This window comes from Acidovorax sp. AC410, from assembly GCF_979253235.1.
This window is the reverse complement of record NZ_CEEDCG010000001.1, coordinates 1191137-1209750: the sequence shown is the minus strand read 5'-3', so window position 1 is coordinate 1209750 and position 18614 is coordinate 1191137. Positions and strand designations below refer to the sequence as shown.

General features: G+C 67.9%; 18 protein-coding genes and 1 pseudogene. 11 read left to right on the top strand and 8 right to left on the bottom strand.

Translation table 11 applies throughout. The features are described 5' to 3' along the window. Positions 1–12: 12 nt before the first annotated feature. The 7 genes and pseudogenes from paaE (at position 13) to AC0IZS_RS05535 (ending at position 8268) form a co-directional block, all read left to right on the top strand. The gene (gene paaE / locus AC0IZS_RS05565; RefSeq protein ID WP_471634727.1) at positions 13–1098 is read left to right on the top strand and encodes a 1,2-phenylacetyl-CoA epoxidase subunit PaaE; all 1086 of its coding nucleotides are present in this window, start codon (positions 13–15) and stop codon (positions 1096–1098) included. 134 nt (positions 1099–1232) lie between these two features. After that, entirely contained in the window at positions 1233–1862 is a 630-nt protein-coding gene (locus AC0IZS_RS05560; RefSeq protein ID WP_471634726.1) for a TetR/AcrR family transcriptional regulator, read from the top strand. A gap of 128 nt (positions 1863–1990) precedes the next feature. Next, positions 1991–3145, top strand: a complete 1155-nt coding sequence (locus AC0IZS_RS05555; protein ID WP_471634725.1) for an ABC transporter substrate-binding protein — start codon at positions 1991–1993, stop codon at positions 3143–3145. 111 nt (positions 3146–3256) lie between these two features. After that, positions 3257–4285 (top strand): branched-chain amino acid ABC transporter permease, encoded by a 1029-nt coding sequence (locus AC0IZS_RS05550; RefSeq protein ID WP_471634724.1) that lies wholly within the window; start codon positions 3257–3259, stop codon positions 4283–4285. A 20-nt stretch (positions 4286–4305) separates the two neighbouring features. After that, positions 4306–6196 (top strand): annotated as a pseudogene (locus AC0IZS_RS05545) (branched-chain amino acid ABC transporter ATP-binding protein/permease). Beyond that, positions 6193–6942, top strand: coding sequence for an ABC transporter ATP-binding protein (locus AC0IZS_RS05540; protein ID WP_471634723.1), 750 nt, complete (start codon positions 6193–6195; stop codon positions 6940–6942). The pseudogene AC0IZS_RS05545 and the gene AC0IZS_RS05540 overlap by 4 nt, the downstream one beginning before the upstream one ends. 150 nt (positions 6943–7092) lie before the next feature. Further along, positions 7093–8268, top strand: a complete 1176-nt coding sequence (locus tag AC0IZS_RS05535; RefSeq protein ID WP_471634722.1) for an ABC transporter substrate-binding protein — start codon at positions 7093–7095, stop codon at positions 8266–8268. Here the strand turns inward: AC0IZS_RS05535 and AC0IZS_RS05530 are convergent. After that, positions 8258–9166: a LysR substrate-binding domain-containing protein gene (locus AC0IZS_RS05530; RefSeq protein ID WP_471634721.1), complete on the bottom strand. Its 909-nt coding sequence runs from the start codon at positions 9164–9166 to the stop codon at positions 8258–8260. The two genes, AC0IZS_RS05535 and AC0IZS_RS05530, sit on opposite strands and share 11 nt — an antisense overlap. A 251-nt stretch (positions 9167–9417) precedes the next feature. On the opposite strand from AC0IZS_RS05530, the gene AC0IZS_RS05525 reads away from it, so the two are divergent. The 3 genes from AC0IZS_RS05525 to AC0IZS_RS05515 are packed head-to-tail and all read left to right on the top strand — an operon-like array spanning position 9418 to position 11140. After that, on the top strand, positions 9418–10392 hold the full coding sequence (locus tag AC0IZS_RS05525; RefSeq protein WP_471634720.1) for a TerC family protein: 975 nt from the start codon (positions 9418–9420) through the stop codon (positions 10390–10392). 12 nt (positions 10393–10404) lie between these two features. After that, positions 10405–10563: a hypothetical protein gene (locus AC0IZS_RS05520; protein WP_471634719.1), complete on the top strand. Its 159-nt coding sequence runs from the start codon at positions 10405–10407 to the stop codon at positions 10561–10563. A gap of 10 nt (positions 10564–10573) precedes the next feature. Further along, a complete protein-coding gene (locus tag AC0IZS_RS05515; protein WP_471634718.1) occupies positions 10574–11140 on the top strand; it encodes a DUF2062 domain-containing protein in 567 nt (188 codons plus the stop codon). Positions 11141–11149: 9 nt separating this feature from the next. Here AC0IZS_RS05515 and AC0IZS_RS05510 read toward each other — a convergent pair whose 3' ends face one another. From AC0IZS_RS05510 to AC0IZS_RS05495, 4 genes are all read right to left on the bottom strand, one after another. Next, positions 11150–12121: a Bug family tripartite tricarboxylate transporter substrate binding protein gene (locus AC0IZS_RS05510; protein ID WP_471634717.1), complete on the bottom strand. Its 972-nt coding sequence runs from the start codon at positions 12119–12121 to the stop codon at positions 11150–11152. 121 nt (positions 12122–12242) lie between these two features. Next, positions 12243–12494: a DUF2783 domain-containing protein gene (locus AC0IZS_RS05505; protein ID WP_471634716.1), complete on the bottom strand. Its 252-nt coding sequence runs from the start codon at positions 12492–12494 to the stop codon at positions 12243–12245. 16 nt (positions 12495–12510) lie between these two features. Continuing rightward, positions 12511–14199 (bottom strand): FAD-dependent oxidoreductase, encoded by a 1689-nt coding sequence (locus tag AC0IZS_RS05500; RefSeq protein ID WP_471634715.1) that lies wholly within the window; start codon positions 14197–14199, stop codon positions 12511–12513. A gap of 21 nt (positions 14200–14220) precedes the next feature. Next, positions 14221–15177, bottom strand: a complete 957-nt coding sequence (locus tag AC0IZS_RS05495; protein WP_471634714.1) for an MBL fold metallo-hydrolase — start codon at positions 15175–15177, stop codon at positions 14221–14223. 143 nt (positions 15178–15320) lie between these two features. Between AC0IZS_RS05495 and AC0IZS_RS05490 the strand changes: the two genes are divergently transcribed. Continuing rightward, complete coding sequence (locus AC0IZS_RS05490; RefSeq protein ID WP_471634713.1) at positions 15321–16133, top strand: IclR family transcriptional regulator; 813 nt, start codon at positions 15321–15323, stop codon at positions 16131–16133. Here AC0IZS_RS05490 and AC0IZS_RS05485 read toward each other — a convergent pair. The 3 genes from AC0IZS_RS05485 to AC0IZS_RS05475 are packed head-to-tail and all read right to left on the bottom strand — an operon-like array spanning position 16130 to position 18573. Further along, complete coding sequence (locus AC0IZS_RS05485; RefSeq protein ID WP_471634712.1) at positions 16130–17428, bottom strand: O-acetylhomoserine aminocarboxypropyltransferase/cysteine synthase family protein; 1299 nt, start codon at positions 17426–17428, stop codon at positions 16130–16132. The two genes, AC0IZS_RS05490 and AC0IZS_RS05485, sit on opposite strands and share 4 nt — an antisense overlap. Before the next feature lie 28 nt (positions 17429–17456). Beyond that, a complete protein-coding gene (locus AC0IZS_RS05480) occupies positions 17457–17933 on the bottom strand; it encodes a CoA-binding protein (RefSeq protein WP_471634711.1) in 477 nt (158 codons plus the stop codon). A gap of 25 nt (positions 17934–17958) precedes the next feature. Beyond that, the gene (locus tag AC0IZS_RS05475; RefSeq protein WP_471634710.1) at positions 17959–18573 is read right to left on the bottom strand and encodes a thioredoxin family protein; all 615 of its coding nucleotides are present in this window, start codon (positions 18571–18573) and stop codon (positions 17959–17961) included. Positions 18574–18614: the final 41 nt, after the last annotated feature.

Genomic DNA, 18614 nt, shown 5'->3' with positions numbered 1-18614 from the left:
CAAGACACCGACATGAGCGTCATCTTCCATCCCCTGCGCGTGCGCGCCATCGAGCCCGACACGGCCGAGGCCGTCATCGTCTCCTTCGACGTGCCGCCCGAACTGCGCGAGGTGTTCGGCTTCACCCAGGGCCAGTACCTCACGCTGCGCACCGACATCGGCGGCCAGGACCTGCGCCGCTCCTACTCCATCTGCGCCGGCGTCGACGACGCCGAGCTGCGCGTGGGCGTGCGCAAGGTCAACGGCGGCGTGTTCTCCAACTGGATCAACGCGCAGCTGCAGGTGGGCGACACCCTGCAGGTCATGGCGCCGCAGGGCCGCTTCTTCGTGCCCATCCAGGCCGCCGCGCAGCGCCACTACCTGGGCATCGCAGGTGGCAGCGGCATCACGCCCATCCTGTCCATCATGAAGACGGTGCTGGCGCGCGAACCCGGCAGCCGCTTCACGCTGATCTACGGCAACCGCACGCTGCAGTCCACCATGTTCAAGGAGGAGATCGAAGACCTCAAGAACCGCTACCTCACGCGCCTGGTGCTGCACCATGTGTTCTCGGCCGAGCAGACCGACGCGCCGCTGAACATGGGCTTCGTGAACCGCGAAAAGCTGGCCGAGTTCCTGCGGGCCCTGATCCCCGCACAGAAGATCGACGAGGCCTTCATCTGCGGCCCCTTCCAGATGAACGACGAGGCCGAGGCCGCGCTGCTGGCCGGCGGCGTGCCGGCCGAGCGCATCCACGTGGAGCGCTTCGGCGTGGCCCTGCCCGCAGGCGGGCAGGTGGGGGCCGTGGTGCATGAGGCGCTGCCGGGCGACGCCAAGGTCTCCCGCATTGCCATCGTGCGCGATGGCCTCAGGCGCGAGTTCCCGTTCTCGGGCGAGCAGGCCAGCATCCTCGATGCGGCCTCGGCCGCCGGGCTGGAGGTGCCTTTCTCATGCACCTCGGGCGTGTGCGGCACCTGCCGCGCCAAGTGCGTGCAGGGCGAGGTGCGCATGGAGCGCAACTTCGCGCTCGACAAGGCCGAGGTGGCGGCCGGCTTCGTGCTCACCTGCCAGTGCCGGCCCCTGACCGACAGCGTGGTGCTGTCGTTCGACGAACGGTGATGGACGCGATGCCGGCATCCACCGCTGCACGCGCTGCCGGGTCCCGCAAGGGATTCGGGACCCGTGTGGCCACCGTGCCTGCGCATGCGGCAAGATGGCGGCCCTTCACTACCGGATGCAAAGGAAACCTGCCCATGGCCCGAGGACGATCCCCCGGATACGACGACCAGCGCGAATTGATCCTCCGCCATGCCGCCGAGCTGTTTGCACGCCGCGGCTATCCGGCCACGTCGATGAACGAGGTGGCCGAAGCCTGCGGCCTGTCCAAGCCCACGCTCTACCACTACTTTCGTGACAAGTACAACCTGCTCGTGCACATCGCCGACGGTCATGTCTCGCGCCTGCAGGCCCTGGTGGACGATGTGCAGGGCAAGCAGCTCGAACCCGAGGCGCGGCTGCGCGAGCTGATTCACCGCTTCGTCGAGGAGTACGCCGAAGCCCAGCATGCCCACCGCGTGCTGACCGAGGACGTGCGCTTCCTGCAGCCCGAGGACAGCGAACGCATTCTCGGCAAGGAGCGCGCCGTGGTGGCCGTCTTTGCCCAGGCGCTGGCGCAGATGCGCCCCGACACCGACGCCGCAGGCCTGACCAAGGCGCTGACCATGCTGCTGTTCGGCATGATCAACTGGATGTTCACCTGGCTCAAGCCCGATGGCGAGCTCGACTACGAGACCATGGCGCCCATCGTGGCCGATCTGTTCTTTGGTGGGTTTCCTGCCGTGCGCATGCCCCCGCCACTGGCCGAAAGGCCTCCCCGTCCATGACAATGCGAAGCCACGCTTGCCGTGCACCACACACCGGCCGCGAAGAGCCGGACCTGGGCCAGGGCGCCCCCCTGCGCTGACCTCTTTCTTTCTTCCTTTCTTCACAACGATCCACAGGAGACAAAAGCATGAAATTCCGTTTTGCACAACTCGCGCTGGTGGCCGCTGCCGCGGCCCTGGCCTGCGGCGCCGCCCTGGCCGACATCACCGTCGGCGTCACGGTGTCGGCCACCGGCCCGGCCGCCTCGCTGGGCATCCCCGAGAAGAACACCATCGCCCTGATGCCGCGCACCATCGGCGGCCAGAAGGTCAACTACATCGTGCTCGACGATGCCTCGGACACGACCACGGCCGTGGGCAACACGCGCAAGCTGATCAGCGAAAGCAAGGTCGACATCATCCTGGGATCGAGCACCACGCCCAACTCACTGGCCATGATCGACGTGGTCGCCGAGGCGCAGACGCCCATGATCTCCATGGCCGCTTCGGCGCGCATCGTGGAGCCCATGGACGCCAAGAAGAAATGGGTCTTCAAGACCCCGCAGAACGACATCATGATGTCGCTGGCCATCGTCGACCACATGGCCAATGCCGGCGTGAAGACCGTGGCCTTCATCGGCTTTGCCGATGCCTACGGCGAAGGCTGGTACCAGGAGTTCGGCAAGGCCGCAGCCATCAAGAAGATCCAGATCGTGGCCAACGAGCGCTATGCGCGCACCGACACCTCGGTGACGGGCCAGACCCTGAAGATGATCTCGGCCAAGCCCGACGCCGTGCTCATCGCCGGCTCCGGCACCCCGGCCGCGCTGCCGCAGAAGGCGCTCAAGGAGCGCGGCTTCGCCGGCAAGGTCTACCAGACGCACGGCGTGGCCAATGCCGACTTCCTGCGCGTGGGCGGCAAGGACGTGGAAGGCACCTTCCTGCCCTCCGGCCCGGTGCTCGTCGCATCCCAGCTGCCTGCTTCGCACCCGGTGAAGAAGTCGGCCAGCGCCTACGTGGCCGCCTATGAGGCTGCCCACGGCAAGGACAGCGTCTCCACCTTCGGCGCCCACGGCTGGGACGCCGGCGTGCTGATGGCCGCCGCCGTGCCCGTAGCGCTCAAGAAGGCCAAGCCCGGCACCGTGGAGTTCCGCGCCGCCCTGCGCGATGCGCTGGAACAGATCAAGGAAGTGCCCGGCGCCCACGGCATCTTCAACATGTCCGAGAACGACCACCTGGGCCTGGACCAGCGCGCCCGCGTGATGGTCAAGATCGAGAACGGCACCTGGAAATACCAGCCCTGACCGAGCACAGCGAGGTCTGATAGCGCAGATGCGAGGGCGGCGGGCTGACGAAGTGCCCGCTGCCTGCGCAGCCCTGCGGCATACCTGCCTTCAATAGACAGAAAGCCGAATATGGATTTGCAGATCGCCCTGCTCTTGGGGCAGGACGGCATTGTCAATGGCGCCATCTATGGACTGATGGCGCTGGCGCTGGTGCTGGTTTTTTCCGTGACCCGGGTGATCTTCATCCCCCAGGGCGAGTTCGTGGCCTTCGGGGCGCTGACCATGGCCATGATGCAGGGCGGGCGCATCCCCGCCACGCTGTGGCTGCTGCTGGGCATGGCCGCTGTGGTGCTGCTGGTCGAGGCGGTGCGCTTTCAGCGCGGCAGCCCCGTGAACTGGCCCGCCACCGTCGTGTGGTGCCTGGTGCTGCCCCTGGTGGCCGCCGGCCTGATCCTCGGGCTGCGCCCCACCTCGCTGGGCATGCAGGCGCTCACCACGCTGATCCTGATCACGCCCATGGGGCCACTGCTGTACCGCCTGGCGTATCGCCCGCTGGCCGATGCCACGGTGCTGATGCTGCTCATCGTCTCGGTGGCGCTGCATGGCGTGCTGGTGGGCCTGGGCTTGTTGTTCTTCGGCGCCGAAGGCTCGCGCACGCCACCGTTCTCGGAGGCGCGCTTCGACCTCGGCGGCATCCCCGTCTCGGGCCAGTCGCTGGTGGTGCTGGGCGTCACGCTGGCGCTGGTGATGTTGCTGTTCCTGTTCTTCGGCCGCTCCATGGTGGGCAAGGCGCTGCGCGCCACGGCCCTCAACCGCGTGGGGGCGCGCCTCATGGGCATCCCCACCGAGTTGTCGGGCGATGTGAGCTTCGCCCTGGCCGCGCTGATCGGCGCCGTCTCGGGCCTGTTGATCGCGCCGCTCACCACCGTGTACTACGACACGGGTTTCCTGATTGGCTTGAAGGGCTTCGTCGCGGCCATCGTCGGCGGCCTGGGCAGCTACCCCATGGCGCTGCTCGGCGCGCTGATCGTGGGCCAGCTGGAGGCCTTTGCATCGTTCTGGGCCAGTGCCTACAAGGAGGTTCTCGTGTTCACCCTGATCGTGCCCGTGCTGTGGTGGCGCTCGCTCAACAGCCGCCATGTGGAGGATGAGGAATGAGCACGCCCGTCAAGACAGAGATGGCCGCCAGCGCACCAACTGCAGGCCCATCGCGCGGCATCGTCACGCGCACCCAGCTGACGCTCGCGGCCGTGGCGCTGCTGGCCCTGTGCTGGGGCTTCCTGCCCGACTTCACCGTGGTCGTGCTCAGCTACATTGGCCTGTACGCCATCGTCGCGGCAGGCTTGGTCATGCTCACTGGTGTGGGCGGCATGACCTCGTTTGGCCAGGCGGCCTTCGTGGGCGTCGGGGCCTATGCCACGGCCTGGATCTGCACCGCGCCCGCGTCGGTGCAGGCGCTCTCGGGCATCGTCGGCATGGCCGGCCTGCCCTGGGTGGGGCTGGTGCTCGGCCTTTTGATCACCTTCGCGCTGGCCTGGGGTCTGGGGTCGGTCACGCTCAAGCTGTCGGGCCACTACCTGCCGCTGTGTACCATCGCCTGGGGCCTGTCGCTGTACTACCTGTTCGGCAACATGGAATTCCTCGGCGGGCAGACCGGCATCACCGGCGTGCCCCCGCTGGTGGTGGCGGGCTTTTCGCTGGCTTCGCCGCGCGCCATCGGCGTGCTGATCTGGGTGGTGCTGCTGGTGTCGCTGTGGCTGCTGCACAACCTGCTCGATTCGCGCGAGGGCCGGGCCATCCGCGCGCTCAAGGGGGGGCGGGTGATGGCCGAGTCCATGGGCGTGGACACAGCGCACTACCGCATCAAGCTCTTCGTGCTGGCGGCGCTGCTGGCGGCTGTTTCGGGCTGGCTGTATGCGCATTTGCAGCGCTTCGTGAGCCCCACGCCGTTCAACCTCAACATCGGCATCGAGTACCTGTTCATGGCCGTGGTCGGCGGTGCCGGCCACCTTCTGGGGCGCGGTGCTGGGCGCCACGCTGATCACCCTGCTCAAGGAGAAGCTGCAGGACGTGCTGCCCTCGCTGCTGGGCACCAGCGGCAACTTCGAGGTCATCGTCTTCGGCCTGCTCATGGTCTTCGTGCTGCAGCGCTTTGCCGATGGCCTGTGGCCCACGCTCAACCGCCTGGGCGAGCGCTGGCTGCGCCGCGAGGCGCCGCGCGCGGTGCGCGAGGCTGCACAGCTGGGCCAGCGCACCTTGCCAGCGGCTGGCACGGTGCTGCTGCAGGCGCGCAACGTGACCAAGCGCTTCGGCGGGCTGGTCGCCAACAACAACGTGTCCATGGACGTGAAGGCCGGTGAGGTGCATGCACTGATCGGCCCCAACGGCGCTGGCAAGAGCACCTTCTTCAACATGATCTCGGGCGTGGACGACGCCACCGAGGGCGAGGTGCGCCTGGTAGACCAGGCCATGCTGCGCCGCCCCTCGCGCGCCTTCGCCCGCCTGGGCATGGCGCGCACCTTCCAGCACGTGCGCCTGCTGGGCCAGCGCAGCGTGGTCGAGAACGTCGCCCTGGGTGCGCACCAGCGCGCCCAGCGCGGCTGGCTGGCCTCGATGCTGCGACTGGACCGCGCCGAAGAAGCCGCCCTGCTGGCCGAGGCGCGCCGCCAGATCGAGCGCTGCGGCCTGGGCGCCCATGCCGATGCGCCCGCCGCCTCGCTGGCCTTGGGGCAGCAGCGCATCGTGGAAATCGCACGCGCACTGGCCGGCCAGCCAGCCATCCTGCTGCTCGACGAGCCTGCCGCCGGCCTGCGCCACCTCGAAAAGCGCGCCCTGGCCGACCTGCTGCGCCAGCTGCGCGCCGAGGGCCTGGGCATCCTGGTGGTGGAGCACGACATGGAGTTCGTGATGAACCTGGCCGACCGCATCACCGTGCTGGAGTTCGGCACCGTGATCGCCGAGGGCACGCCCGGGGAGGTGCAGAGCAACCAGCGCGTGCTCGACGCCTACCTGGGCGGGGCCGACGACGACCTGCCTGTTGCCACTGCCACCGAAGGAGCCACCGCATGACCGCCTTGCTGCAACTGCAGGACCTCTCCGTGTCGTACGGCCAGGTGGAAGCCGTCCACCAGGTGCGCCTGGACGTGAACGAGGGCGAGATCGTCACCGTCATCGGCCCCAACGGCGCGGGCAAGACCACGCTGCTGTGCGCGGCCATGGGCCTCTTGCCGGCCACCGGCACCATCAGCCTGGCCGGTGAGCGCATTGCCCGCCCCAGCGTGGAAGCCATGGTGGCGCGCGGCGTGGCCCTGGTGCCCGAAAAGCGCGAACTCTTCGGCGAGATGTCGGTGGAGGACAACCTGCTCCTGGGCGGCTTTTCGCGCTGGCGCCGTGGCCAGCGCGACCAGGCGCAGCGTATGGACGAGGTGTTCGAGATCTTCCCGCGCCTGCGCGAGCGCCGCCCGCAACTGGCGTCCACGCTCTCGGGCGGCGAGCGGCAGATGCTGGCCATCGGCCGCGCGCTGATGGCGCGCCCGCGCCTGTTGATGCTCGACGAGCCCTCGCTCGGCCTGGCCCCGCTGATCGTGCGCGAGGTGCTGCAGGTGGTGTCCTCGCTGCGCGCGCATGGCGTGTCGGTGCTGCTCGTGGAGCAGAACGCGCGCGCCGCACTGCGCGTGGCCGACCGGGCCTATGTGCTGGAGATGGGCGCCGTGGCGCTCACGGGCGCCGCGCAGGACCTGCTCAACGACCGCCGCATCATCGACACCTACCTGGGCATGGGCGGTACTGCCCGCGCCCCGGCCGAGGTGGCCTGAGACTTTTTCGGGGAGCGGCAGTGCGCTCCCAGGGCTGCTGCGTGACGCGGCGGCAGCCCCGTTTTTCCATCCTTCCGCATGCCAGGCCTGGCACCGGAAGGTTTTTGCGTTGTGATGAAGAACCATAAAGACGACAGGAGACAAGACAACATGGCAGCAGCAGGAGTTCAACCCCTCTCACGCGCGGGTGCCGCCCGCCGGCGCACCGCACTCGCAATGGCCCTGGGCTGCGCCACCGGCACGGCCTGGGCCCAGGACAGCGCGGGCGTGACCGACAGCGAGATCGTCATCGGCCAGTCGTGTCAGTTGAGCGGCCCGCTCGCGGCACTGACCAGCGAAGTGCGCCAGGGCTCGGCCCTGTATTTCGACCACGTCAATGCCTCGGGCGGCGTGCGCGGCCGCAAGATCCGCGTGGTCGCCATCGACGATGCCTACGACCCCAAGAAGGCGGCCGAGAACACGAAGAAGCTGATCGACGAGGACAAGGTGCTTGCGCTGTTCCAGTACGCCGGCACGCCGCCGGCCCTGGCCGCCCTGCCGATTGCCGAGGAGCGCGGCGTGCCCTTCATCGCGCCGTTCACGGGCTCTGACGGCCTGCGCCAGGCGGGCAGCCGCTATGTCTTCAACATCAAGGCCGGCTATGCCGCCGAGCTCGACGCCACGGTCAGGCAGTTGGCCTCGGTGGGCATCGCGCGCATCGCGGCGGTCTACCTCAACAACCCCTTCGGCACGGGTGGCCTGGCCTCGGTCGAGAAGTCGGTCAAGAACCACAAGGTGGAACTCGTGGCCCAGGCCCCGCTGGAGGTGGACGGCTCGAAGATGGCCGACGCCGTGGCTGCGGTCGCCAAGGCCACGCCCCAGGCCATCATCGTCATCAGCGCCGGCAAGCCCAGCGTGGATTTCGTCGATGCCTACCTGGCGGCCGGCCACCGCACCACGTTCTACATGCTCTCGGTGATCAGCAACGCGCAACTGGTCAAGGCCCTCGGAGAACGCGCACGGGGCATCGTGGTCTCGCAGGTCGTGCCCTCGCCGTGGAACCAGAGCATGCCGATCTCGCGCGAGTTCCAGACCCTGGCGAAGGCCAAGGGCATCACCGAGTACACCTTCAGCCAGATGGAGGGCTTCATCTCCGCCCGCTTCCTGGTCGAGGCGCTGCAGCGCGCCGGCGCCAAGCCCACGCGCGCCAGCCTGGTGCAGGCCATGGAGTCGATGAAGAGCGTGAACCTGGGCGGCTACCCCGTGGAGCTGTCGGCCACGCAGCACAGCTCGGGCAAGTTTGTCGATCTGCTGATGATGGGCCGCGACGGTCGATTCACGAAGTAAGCAGCAGCGCACCGCCCTGCGCCGCTTCCAGCAGCCGCGTGAGCAGCGGGTGCATGACCTTGCGCGCGTTGTAGATCAGGTGGAACTGCTCCTGCACGTCGGGCGTGGAGCCTACCTGCACCAGGCCGTGGGTCTTGAGCAGGTGCGCGCCCACCGTTACGGGCGCCGGCATCACGCCCATGCCCGTGGCGGCAAAGGTGCTCAGCAGGGCGCTGTCCTCGAACTCACCCGCGATGCGCGGGCGGATGCGCTCGCGCTCCAGCCAGTGGTCGATGCGCGCGCGCATGGCGGCATGGTCGGTGGGCAGCAGCACGGGCACCACGGCCAGGCTCTGCGGAAACTGCCGGGCCGCCGCTTCGGCCCACACAGGCGGCGCATACCAGGCCACGGCACTCGTGCCCAGCAGCTGGCTGGTGGTCTTGAGGGCCGGGTTCGGAGGTGCTGCGCGGTCGGCCAGCACTGCGTCGAGCTTGTGCAGCGCGAGCTCGCCGAGCAGCGGCTGGAATTCCCCCTCGTGGCACAGCAGGCGCAGGTGCGGCTCGTCGAGCACCGGCGTCAGCAGCCGGTGCATGGCCAGCTTGGCGATGCCGTCCGAGATGCCCAGGTTCAGCCGCAGCGTCTGGCCGCTGGCGGCCTCGCGCACGCGGTGGGTCAGCTGCTCGCCCAGGGCAAAGATGTGGTCGGCCTCGTGCAGCGCGGCCACGCCGGCTTCGGTGAGCACCAGGCTGCGCCCTTCGGTGCGCAGCAGGCTGGTGCCCAGGGCCTGCTCGAGCGAGCGCACCTGGGCGCTGATGGTCTGCACGGCCATGTCCAGCCGCTCGGCGGCGCGCGCGATGCCGCCCTCCTTGGCGACCACCCAGAAGTAATACAGATGGCGGTAGTTGAAGCTTTGGCTCATGGCGTGCGTGCCCCAACGGCCTGCAGGGGCACGGGGCGGGGTTGTTTGGTTCGTAAAAACCAGATGAATGGTATCGAAAAGACAGGTTTTAAAGATGAAAAGACATCCCTACAGTGCGGGCTTGCCTTGAATTTGTAAGGAGATCCCTCATGCACGCCACCGCTGTCCGCACCCCCGCCACCCCGATCCCGGGCCTGCCACCCCTGCCGCGTTCGCGGCGCTGACGCCGCCGCGCGAAGGAACAAGACATCATGGAAACCATTGGAACCTGGTGGATGTGGGCGGGCTTTGCCGTCTTTGTGGTGGTGGCCATCGGCATCGACCTGTTGGTCATGGAGCGCCAGGGCGCGCACAAGGTCACCACCAAAGAAGCCCTGAAATGGAGCGCCCTGTGGTTCTCGCTGGCCTTCGTGTTCGTGGCCGGCCTGTGGTGGTACCTGGACGGCAGCCAGGGCCGCGAGGTGGCCAACACCGTCTCGATGCAGTTCATCACCGGCTACCTGGTGGAAAAAAGCCTGTCCATCGACAACATCTTCGTGTTCCTGATGCTGTTCAGCTACTTCGCGGTACCGGCCCAGCACCAGAAGCGCGCGCTGATCATCGGCATCATCGGCGCCATCGTGCTGCGCACCTTGCTGATCCTGGCAGGCGCCTGGCTGCTGGCGTCTTTCCACTGGCTGCTCTACGTGTTCGGTGCCTTCCTGGTGTTCACGGGTGCCAAGATGTGGTTCGCGGCCGGCCAGGAGCCCGACATCGCGACCAACCCGGTGCTGCGCTTCTTGCGCAAGCGCATCCGCATCGCCGATGTGTTCGACGGCGAGAAGCTGACCACCACCATCAACGGCGTCAAGCACTACACGCCTCTGTTCGTTGTGCTCATCCTGATCGGCACCACGGACATCATCTTCGCGGTGGACAGCATTCCGGCCATCTTCGCGATCACCAATGACCCGTTCATCGTGCTCACGGCCAACATCTTCGCCATCCTGGGCCTGCGCGCGCTGTACTTCCTGCTCGCCGACCTGGCCGACCGCTTCCACCTGCTGGCCTATGGCCTGGCCCTGGTGCTGGTGTTCATCGGCAGCAAGATGCTGCTCATCGACCTGGTGAAGATCCCGATCGGCTACGCTCTGCTGGTCACGGCAGGCCTGATCGCCGGCTCCATCGTCCTGTCGCTGCGCAGCTCGGCCGGCAGCCCGCCTGCTGCCCAGCCCCCCAAGCCCTGAAGGAGACTTGCCATGGACATGATCGAATCGGTGATGCTCACCCTGCTGGTGGCCCTGGCGGGCACGGCCCTGATGGCCTGGCGCCTGGGCAACGAGCGGCGCGACGTGGGCCTGCTCACGGCCCTGGCAACGCTGTGGGGCCTGGCCACCGCAGCGGCCCTCAGCTGGTGATGGCTCGCCCATGCGGATGCTGAGCACCCTGCGCCGCAAGCTGCGCCACCTGGAGCCGAGCGTGCGTGACCAGCTGGCGCGCACGGCACTGGCCCGTGCCGTGCCCTGGATGGAGCAGCGTGCGCTGTTCCGCTTCCAGCGCGAGCCGCTGGCGCGCGGGGTGGCCGCCGGCCTGTTCTGCGGGCTCATTCCCGGCCCGCTGCAGCTGGTGGGGGCGGTCGGCGCCTGTGCCTGGCTGCGCGGCAACGTGGTGGCCGGCGGCGTCACCACCTTCTATACCAACCCGCTGACCACCGTGCCCCTGTATGTGCTGGCCTTCCAGCTGGGCTCGCTGGTGCTGCCCGGCGAGCAGTCGCTGCCGGCCTTCAACGCGGACGGCCCGGCCGGCGCCTTCAGCGTGCAGGCGCTGGCCGAATGGATGCAGGCCCTGGGCACACCGCTGCTGGTCGGCCTGCCGGTGCTGGGCCTGGTCTTCGCCGTGCTGGGCTATGCGGTGGTGCAGGCCCTTTGGCTCGCGCCCGTCCTGCAGCGCGGGCGCCGCCTGCAGCGTGCGCGGGCCCTGCGCAGCCCGCAGTGAGCCGGCGGTTCAATCGAGCTTGACGCCTACCTTGGTGATCACGCGGCCCCACTTTTCGCGCTCCGCGCGCGCATAGCTGCCCATCTGGGCCGGTGTGCCGGGCAGGGGCTCCACGCCCAGGGCCTGCAGGCGCGCGCGGGTGCGCGTGTCGGCCAGCGCGGTCTGCAGCGCCTTGCTGAACTGGGCCACGGCCTCGGCCGAGGTGCCCGTGGGGGCCACCAGCCCTTGCCATGCATAGCCCTCGAATCCCTGCAGCCCCTGCTCCTGGATGGTGGGTACGTCGGGCATGGTCGCCACGCGCTGCGGGCTGGCCACGCCGATGGCGCGCACCTTGTTCGCAGCGAGGAAGGGGTAGACCGTGGCGCTGTCGATCCACATCGCGGGCACCTGGCCGCCGATCACGTCCTGGATGGCCGGCGCCGCGCCGCGGTAGGGTACATGGGTGAGCTTGAGCCCGCTCTGCTCGCGGAACAGCTCGCCCACCAGGTGGTGCGGGCTGCCGGGGCCGGCCGACGCCCAGTTCACACCATCGGCGTTGCCCTTGGCCCAGGCCATGAACTCCTTGAGGTTCTTGGCGGGAACGTTGTTCGAAACCACCAGGAACATCGGAAAACGTACCAGCAGTCCCACGGGCTGGAAGTCCTTCTCGGCGTTGTAGCTCAGCTTGCTGAACAGGAAAGGGTTGGCCGCCAGCGTGGCGAAGTCGGCCGAGAAGATCAGGTTGCCGAAATCCTTGTGGCGCGCCGCATAGTCGGCCGCGATGTTGGTGCCCGCGCCGGGCTTGTTGTTGATGATGACGGGGCGGCCCAGGCTGGCACCCATGGACTCGGCGATGGTGCGGGCCACGATGTCCGAGCCGCCGCCGGCCGCATAGCCGACCACCCATTCCAGGGGCTTGCTGTGGTCCTGCGCATGCAGGGGCAGGGCGAGGGGCGTGAGCGCCAGGCCCGCGAGGGTGGCGAGGAAGTGTTTGCGCAGCATGGTGGTTTGTCTCCGGTGGTCAAAGGATGGATGGCGTGGGTCGGGCACAGCGGCGCCGCAGGCCCTGTCTTTGCAGGGCTTGCGCGGTGGCTGAATGGTGGGTGGGCGGTTGTGGGTGGCGTCAGGCCGCAGCGTGTACAGGGGCGACTGGAGTCACGGGCGCCATGTCCGCAGCGCTTATGGGCGCCGTGCTGCCGCGTGCCAGCTTCAGCGCATGCAGCAGCGTGGCCTGGTCGCCAATGTGGTTGGCCAGCAGCAGGATGAGGCGGGCGTTCATCGCGTGGCTCTCGGGCGGCGTGAGGCCCTGGTGGGCGTTGATAAGGGCCTCGTAGAAATCGTCGCAGGCCTGCAGGTGGGGCTGGGTATCGAGCATGCTCAGGGCTCCTTCGTCAGGCGGTTGCGAGGTCGGCAGTGGCGACTGCGGCAGGCTGCTGGCTGGCCGTCGCGGTGGCCAGCGCGGCGCGCACGGCGCCTTCGCTCAGGCTGCGCCAGCGCGCGCACACATGCTGGTCGGGCCGCACCAGGTAGGCGGTGCCGGGCTGGGCGTCCAGGCGCCGGGCCAGCAGGCCCCGGGTGTCCTGCAGGTCGGGGCCCACCTGCAGCAGTTTCACCTGGGGCAGGGTCGTCGCCCAGGCCGGTGCGGTGCCGAACACCAGCAGGGTGAAGTCCGGCCCCAGCGTGCGCAGCAGCCAGGCGTTCTGGCCACGGTGCAGCACGGGCGCGTCGAGCAGCACGGCGCCCGGCACCTGGGTGCCGGCAAAGGTGTCCGTGTCGGGCGTGTTGAGCTGTGAGCCGTGCAATGTGGCCGGCACCGACAGGCGCCCGCTGTTGACGATGCGGCGCGCAAACGGGTGCTCGCGCGCCAGTTCCAGCGCGGCATCGCGGAACAGGCGGCTGATCTCGCTCTTGGGCGTGATGAAGTCGGTGGCGCGGGTCGAGTTGGCAATGTTCTCGTCGGCCGCGTACTCGCGTTCGGGGCCGTAGCTGGCCAGCAGCTCCTCGCCGGCCCGGCCGCGCAGCACCCAGTCGAGCTTCCAGGCCAGGTTCTCGGCGTCCTGCACGCCGCTGTTGGCACCGCGTGCGCCAAAGGGCGACACGCCGTGCGCGCTGTCGCCGGCAAACACCACGCGGCCATGCACGAAGCGGTCCATGCGCAGGCAGGCAAAGGTGTAGACGCTGGCCCATTCGAGCTCGAACTGCGCATCGGGGCCCAGCAGCGCGCGCACGCGCGGCAGGATGTTCTCGGGCTTCTTTTCCTCCTCGGGGTCGGCGTTCCAGCCCAGCTGGAAGTCAATGCGCCAGACATTGTCGGGCTGGCTGTGCAGCAGCACGCTCTGGTTGGGGTGAAAGGGCGGGTCGAACCAGAACCAGCGTTCTGTCGGAAAGTCGGCGCTGCTGGCCATCTTCACGTCGGCGATCAAAAAGCGGTCCTGAAAGGTGCGACCCTTGCTCTCCAGGCCCATCATCTGGCGCAACGGCGAGCGCGAGCCATCGCAGGCAGCGACCCATTGGGCGTCGATACGGTAGTCGCCTTCGGGGGTCGCGATGGTGAGCAGCGCGCCGCCATCGTGCGGCGCAATGCCGGCCACCTTGTTGTGCCAGCGCAGCTCGATGTTGGGCAACTGCAGCGCCCGCTCGACGAGGTAGGCCTCGGCGTAGTACTGCTGCAGGTTGATGAAGGCCGGGCGCTCATGGCCGTCCTCGGGCAGCAGATTGAACTCGTACAGCGGCGCATCGTGGAAGAACACCTTGCCCACGTTCCACGACACGCCCTTGTCCACCATGCGCTGGCCCACACCCAGGCGGTCCCAGATTTCCAGCGTGCGCTTGGCAAAGCAGATGGCACGCGAGCCGGTGGACAGTTTGCAGTCGTTGTCCAGCACCACCACCCGCTGGCCGCGCTGGGCCAGGTCGATGGCCAGGGACAGGCCCACGGGCCCGGCTCCCACCACCACGACGGGGTGTTGCACGGGTGCCGGGGTATCCTGGTCGGGGGAGCGCTGGTAGGCGAATTCGATGGCCTGTACCTGGGCGCCGGTGCCGTCGAAGGCGGGTGGTGCGGACGCTGTTGTTGTCATGCTTGTCTCCTCCGTGGCGACTCAGCCTTCGAGTGATTTCCACATCTGGATGTCCCGCTCGGCCGTCCAGATGCGCGGGTCCGGGTACTGCGTGGCTTCGTCATAGGCCCGCGTCACGTCGAACGGCATGCAGTGGTTGAAGATCACCCAGTGGCCGTACTTGGGCTGCAGTTTGGCGAAGGTGGCTTCGTAGACTTTGCGCAGGTCTTCGCCTTGGGCGGCGCTGGCCTTGACGCTCTCGTACAGGTCACTGATGAAGGCGCGCGTGCCGGCCAGGCCGGCCTGCACCTGCTCGGGCGTCTGCAGCGCCGCGCCGCGTCCGGGCACCAGCTTCTCGGGCTTGAGGGCCGCCAGGTTGTCCAGGGTCTGCGGCCAGTCCTGGAAGTAGGCATCGCCCGCATACGGCGTGGCATCGAACTCCACCAGGTCGCCCGAGAACAGGATCTTTTCCGCCGGCAGCCAGGCCACCGTGTCGCCCTTGGTGTGGCCGCGGCCCAGCTGCAGGATCTGCACTTCGAGCTTTCCGAGCCACAGGGTCATCTTCTTGTTGAAGGTCATGGTCGGCCAGGTCAGGCCTTCGGGCACGCTTTCCACGTTCTGGAACAGGCGCGGGAAGCGGCCGATCTCGCTGTCCTTGTCGAACTGGCCGCGCTCGACGATCAAATCGCGCGTGTCCTCGCTGGCGATGATGTGCTCGGCCCCGTAGGCGCTGGCGCCCAGCACGCGCACCGCGTGGTAGTGCGACAGCAGCACGTACTTGATGGGCTTGTCCGTCACTTCGCGGATGCGGCGGATCACGTCCTGGGCCATGACGGGGGTGGCCTGGGTGTCGATGACCATCACGGCGTCGTCGCCAATGATGATGCCGGTGTTGGGGTCGCCCTCGGCGGTGTAGGCGTAGGCATGCTCGGACAGCTTGTCGAAGCTGACCTGCTTGACTTCCAGGTCGGCGGCGGAGGCGAAGGTCTTGGTGGTCATGGGCGTTTACCGGTTGATTTGGTTTAGTGGAATGAATTCATCTAAACGGAATGTTTTGATCATAGGCAATAAATTCGTTAATGTCTAATTCATTTGTTTAAGTGGAAACCCGGATGCAGGCAGGCTCGGGAGACAATGGCGCCATGGAAGACCTCTCCCGCGACCTGATCCCCGCCGACGACGAAGACAGCCCGCGCGCGCCGCGCGGCATCCAGAGCGTGGAGGTGGGCGGGCAATTGCTCAAGGTGCTGGCCCGCACCGGCCGCCGCATGGCCCTCAAGGACCTGGCGCGCGCGGCCGACATGACGCCCGCCAAGGCCCACCCCTACCTCGTGAGTTTCGGCAAGCTGGGCCTCATCGAGCAGGACGCCGTGAGCGGCCACTATGGCCTGGGGCCGCTGGCCATGCAACTGGGCTTGATCAGCCTGCAGCAGGTCGACCCGGTGCGGCTGGCGATTGCCGAGCTGCCGGCCTTGGCGCAGCGCATCGGCTACACGGTGTCGGCATCTGTCTGGGGTGACAGCGGGCCCACCATCATCCGCGTCGAAGAAGGGCCGACTGCCGTCTACGTGGCCATGCGCCATGGCACCACGGCCTCGGTGCGGCACACCGCCACGGGCAAGGTGTTCGCGGCCTTCGGCCCGCGCGAGCGCACCGCAGCCGCCTTGGCCGCTGATGGCCATGCCGGGGCGCTCGATGACCCGGCCTTTGCCGCGGAGCTGGACGCCGTGCGCACCCACCAGGTGGCCGAGGTCACCGACCAGTTGCTGCCCGGCATCAGCGCGCTGGCCACGCCGGTCTTCGACGGGTTTGGCCAACTTGTTCTGTGTCTGGCCGTGATCGGGCCCAGTGCCACGCTGCGCACTGGCCCGGACAGCGCGGCGGCCGGCCACCTGCGAGACACGGCGCGCAGCCTGTCGCAGCGCTTGGGCGCGACAGTGGGCAGGAATTCCTAGGTTTTCGCCAGCGCCTGGTCGATATCCCAGAGGATGTCGTCCAGGTCTTCGATGCCCACCGACAGCCGCACCATGTCCGCGCTCACGCCGGCGCGGGCCAGTTCTTCGTCATTGAGCTGCCGGTGCGTGGTCGATGCCGGGTGGATCACCAGCGTCTTGGCATCGCCTATGTTGGCCAGGTGGCTCAGGAACTCGCAGGCGTCGATGAACTTCTCGCCCGCCGCCGCGCCTCCCTTCACGCCGAAGGTCAGGATGCCCGACGCGCCCGGCGTGCCGTCCACCGCGCGGAACTGCTTTTGCGCCAGGGCGTGGTACGGCGAGTCGGCCAGGCCCGGGTAGTTGACCCAGGCCACCTTGGTATGGCCCTGCAGGAACTTCGCCACCGCCAGCGTGTTGCGGCAGTGCTCGCGCATGCGCAGGTGCAGCGTTTCGGCGCCCTGCAGCAGCTGCCAGGCGTTCATGGGCGAGAGCACGCCGCCGAAGGTGCGGTTGATCTCCATGCGCGCCTTCATGGTGTAGCCGAAGTCGCCGAAGGTCTCGTAGAACTTCACGCCATGGTAGGCGCGGCTGGGCTCCACCATCTCGGGAAACTTGCCGTTGTCCCAGGGGAACTTGCCACCCTCGACCACCACGCCGCCCATGGTGGTGCCATGGCCGCCGATGTACTTGGTGGCGCTGTGCACCACGATGTCGGCGCCAAAGGCCAGCGGGTTGCACAGGTAGGGGCTGGCCACCGTGTTGTCGATCACCAGCGGCACGCCGTGCGCGTGCGCCACCCCGGCCACGGCCGCGATGTCGAGCACATTGACCAGCGGGTTGCCGATGGTCTCACCGTAGACGGCGCGGGTGTTGGGGCGCATGGCGCGCGCGAAGTTCTCGGGGTCTGCCGGGTCCACGAAGGTGGTCTCGATGCCCAGGCGCGCAAATCCCACGCCGAGTTGCCCCACCGTGCCGCCGTACAGGGTGCTGGCCGCCACGATGTGGTCGCCCGTCTTGAGGATGGCCAGCAACGCTGCCATCTGCGCGGCCATGCCGCTGGCGCAGGCCAGCGCCGCGCGGCCGTTCTCCAGGCTGGCGATGCGCTCCTCGAACACCGCCACCGTGGGGTTGCTGATGCGGCTGTAGACATTGCCGAAGGTTTGCAGGTTGAACAGGCTGCTGGCGTGCTCGGCGCTGTCGAAGACGAAGCTCGTCGTCTGGTGGATGGGCGTGGCGCGCGCGCCGGTCACCGGGTCGGGGATGGCACCTGCGTGGATGGCGCGCGTGCCGAAGCCGTAGTCTCTGTCCTTTTCCATGGGCGGATGTCTCTCTTTGTTCTTCTGTTCAGTAAGGCAGTTGCTGCGGGCGCTTGGCCGAGATCACGCGCGTGTTGACGCCCGCCCAGTTGAGCCCGCCGAACAGGCGCGCATGCTCGATCTTCACGCAGCGGTCCATCACCACCGCCAGGCCCGCTGCACGGGTCTGCGCCGCCGCGTCCTCGTTCACGACACCGAGTTGCAGCCACAGGCACTGCGCGCCGATGGCAATGGCTTCCTCGGCCAGTGGCGGGATGTCCTCGCTCTTGCGAAAGCAGTCCACCATGTCGATTCGGTGGTCGGCCGCCGCCGCCGTGACGCTGGGGTAGCAACGCTCGCCCAGGATCTCGCTCGCCATGGGGTTCACCGGCACGATGCGGTAGCCGTGGGCCTGCATGTACTTGGCCGCAAAGAAGCTGGGCCGGTGCCATTGCGGCGACAGGCCCACGACCGCGATGGTGCGGCAGGTTCCCAGGATGTGGCGCAGTTCGCTGATGGTGCTCATGCCACCAGTGTAGAGGCGCCGCTTGTCAGGCAGGATCTTTGTATTTGATGCTGCAGCCATAGGGCCGCGTAGTGGGCGCGGTGAGCGGCTTGCCCGCCAGTGCTTCCGCCAGCCCGGTCTTCACGTAGTTGGTGGCGCGCGGGATGTCGTCGGCCTTGGCCGAGGCGATGCTGTCGATGCCGCCCGCATAGATCAACTGGCCCTGCGGGTTCACGATGTACATGTGCGGCGTGGTGCGCGCGCCATAGGCACGGCCGGCCGTGCCTTCCTCGTCCATGAGGATGGCGGTGGGCACCGACTGGCGCTCCTTGAGCCAACTGGTGAGCTTGGGGGGCTCCAGGTAATCGCCGCTGGCCTTCTCGGTGGAGTTGACCGCGAGCCACACCACGTTCTTGCTGGCAGCGTCCTTCTGCGTCGCGGGCATGTTGCCGCTGTCGTAGTGCTTGCGCACGAAGGGGCAGCCGGGGTTGGTCCATTCGAGCACCACATGCTTGCCCTTGAAGTCCGACAGGCGCACGGTCTTGCCCGTGGTGTCCTTCAGGGTAATGTCGGGGGCCGGCTGGCCCACGGTGGCGGCGGCCTGTGCACCGGCGGCGGCCAGCATCAGGGGCAGGGCGAAGAGGGTACGTCGAAGCAGCATGGATGAAAGATCTCCAGGTGAGGGACGGTGGTGGGGCAGTA

What these genes read in the sequence shown, in the direction of transcription:
- AC0IZS_RS05540 (WP_471634723.1), top strand. Translation starts at nt 6,193, where the DNA reads ATGACCGCCTTGCTGCAACTGCAGGACCTCTCCGTGTCGTACGGCCAG.
- AC0IZS_RS05485 (WP_471634712.1), bottom strand. Translation starts at nt 17,428, where the DNA reads ATGGAAAAGGACAGAGACTACGGCTTCGGCACGCGCGCCATCCACGCA.
- AC0IZS_RS05530 (WP_471634721.1), bottom strand. Translation starts at nt 9,166, where the DNA reads ATGAGCCAAAGCTTCAACTACCGCCATCTGTATTACTTCTGGGTGGTC.
- AC0IZS_RS05550 (WP_471634724.1), top strand. Translation starts at nt 3,257, where the DNA reads ATGGATTTGCAGATCGCCCTGCTCTTGGGGCAGGACGGCATTGTCAAT.
- AC0IZS_RS05490 (WP_471634713.1), top strand. Translation starts at nt 15,321, where the DNA reads ATGGAAGACCTCTCCCGCGACCTGATCCCCGCCGACGACGAAGACAGC.
- paaE (WP_471634727.1), top strand. Translation starts at nt 13, where the DNA reads ATGAGCGTCATCTTCCATCCCCTGCGCGTGCGCGCCATCGAGCCCGAC.
- AC0IZS_RS05505 (WP_471634716.1), bottom strand. Translation starts at nt 12,494, where the DNA reads ATGCTCGATACCCAGCCCCACCTGCAGGCCTGCGACGATTTCTACGAG.
- AC0IZS_RS05520 (WP_471634719.1), top strand. Translation starts at nt 10,405, where the DNA reads ATGGACATGATCGAATCGGTGATGCTCACCCTGCTGGTGGCCCTGGCG.
- AC0IZS_RS05515 (WP_471634718.1), top strand. Translation starts at nt 10,574, where the DNA reads ATGCGGATGCTGAGCACCCTGCGCCGCAAGCTGCGCCACCTGGAGCCG.
- AC0IZS_RS05555 (WP_471634725.1), top strand. Translation starts at nt 1,991, where the DNA reads ATGAAATTCCGTTTTGCACAACTCGCGCTGGTGGCCGCTGCCGCGGCC.
- AC0IZS_RS05495 (WP_471634714.1), bottom strand. Translation starts at nt 15,177, where the DNA reads ATGACCACCAAGACCTTCGCCTCCGCCGCCGACCTGGAAGTCAAGCAG.
- AC0IZS_RS05525 (WP_471634720.1), top strand. Translation starts at nt 9,418, where the DNA reads ATGGAAACCATTGGAACCTGGTGGATGTGGGCGGGCTTTGCCGTCTTT.
- AC0IZS_RS05535 (WP_471634722.1), top strand. Translation starts at nt 7,093, where the DNA reads ATGGCAGCAGCAGGAGTTCAACCCCTCTCACGCGCGGGTGCCGCCCGC.
- AC0IZS_RS05510 (WP_471634717.1), bottom strand. Translation starts at nt 12,121, where the DNA reads ATGCTGCGCAAACACTTCCTCGCCACCCTCGCGGGCCTGGCGCTCACG.
- AC0IZS_RS05560 (WP_471634726.1), top strand. Translation starts at nt 1,233, where the DNA reads ATGGCCCGAGGACGATCCCCCGGATACGACGACCAGCGCGAATTGATC.
- AC0IZS_RS05480 (WP_471634711.1), bottom strand. Translation starts at nt 17,933, where the DNA reads ATGAGCACCATCAGCGAACTGCGCCACATCCTGGGAACCTGCCGCACC.
- AC0IZS_RS05500 (WP_471634715.1), bottom strand. Translation starts at nt 14,199, where the DNA reads ATGACAACAACAGCGTCCGCACCACCCGCCTTCGACGGCACCGGCGCC.
- AC0IZS_RS05475 (WP_471634710.1), bottom strand. Translation starts at nt 18,573, where the DNA reads ATGCTGCTTCGACGTACCCTCTTCGCCCTGCCCCTGATGCTGGCCGCC.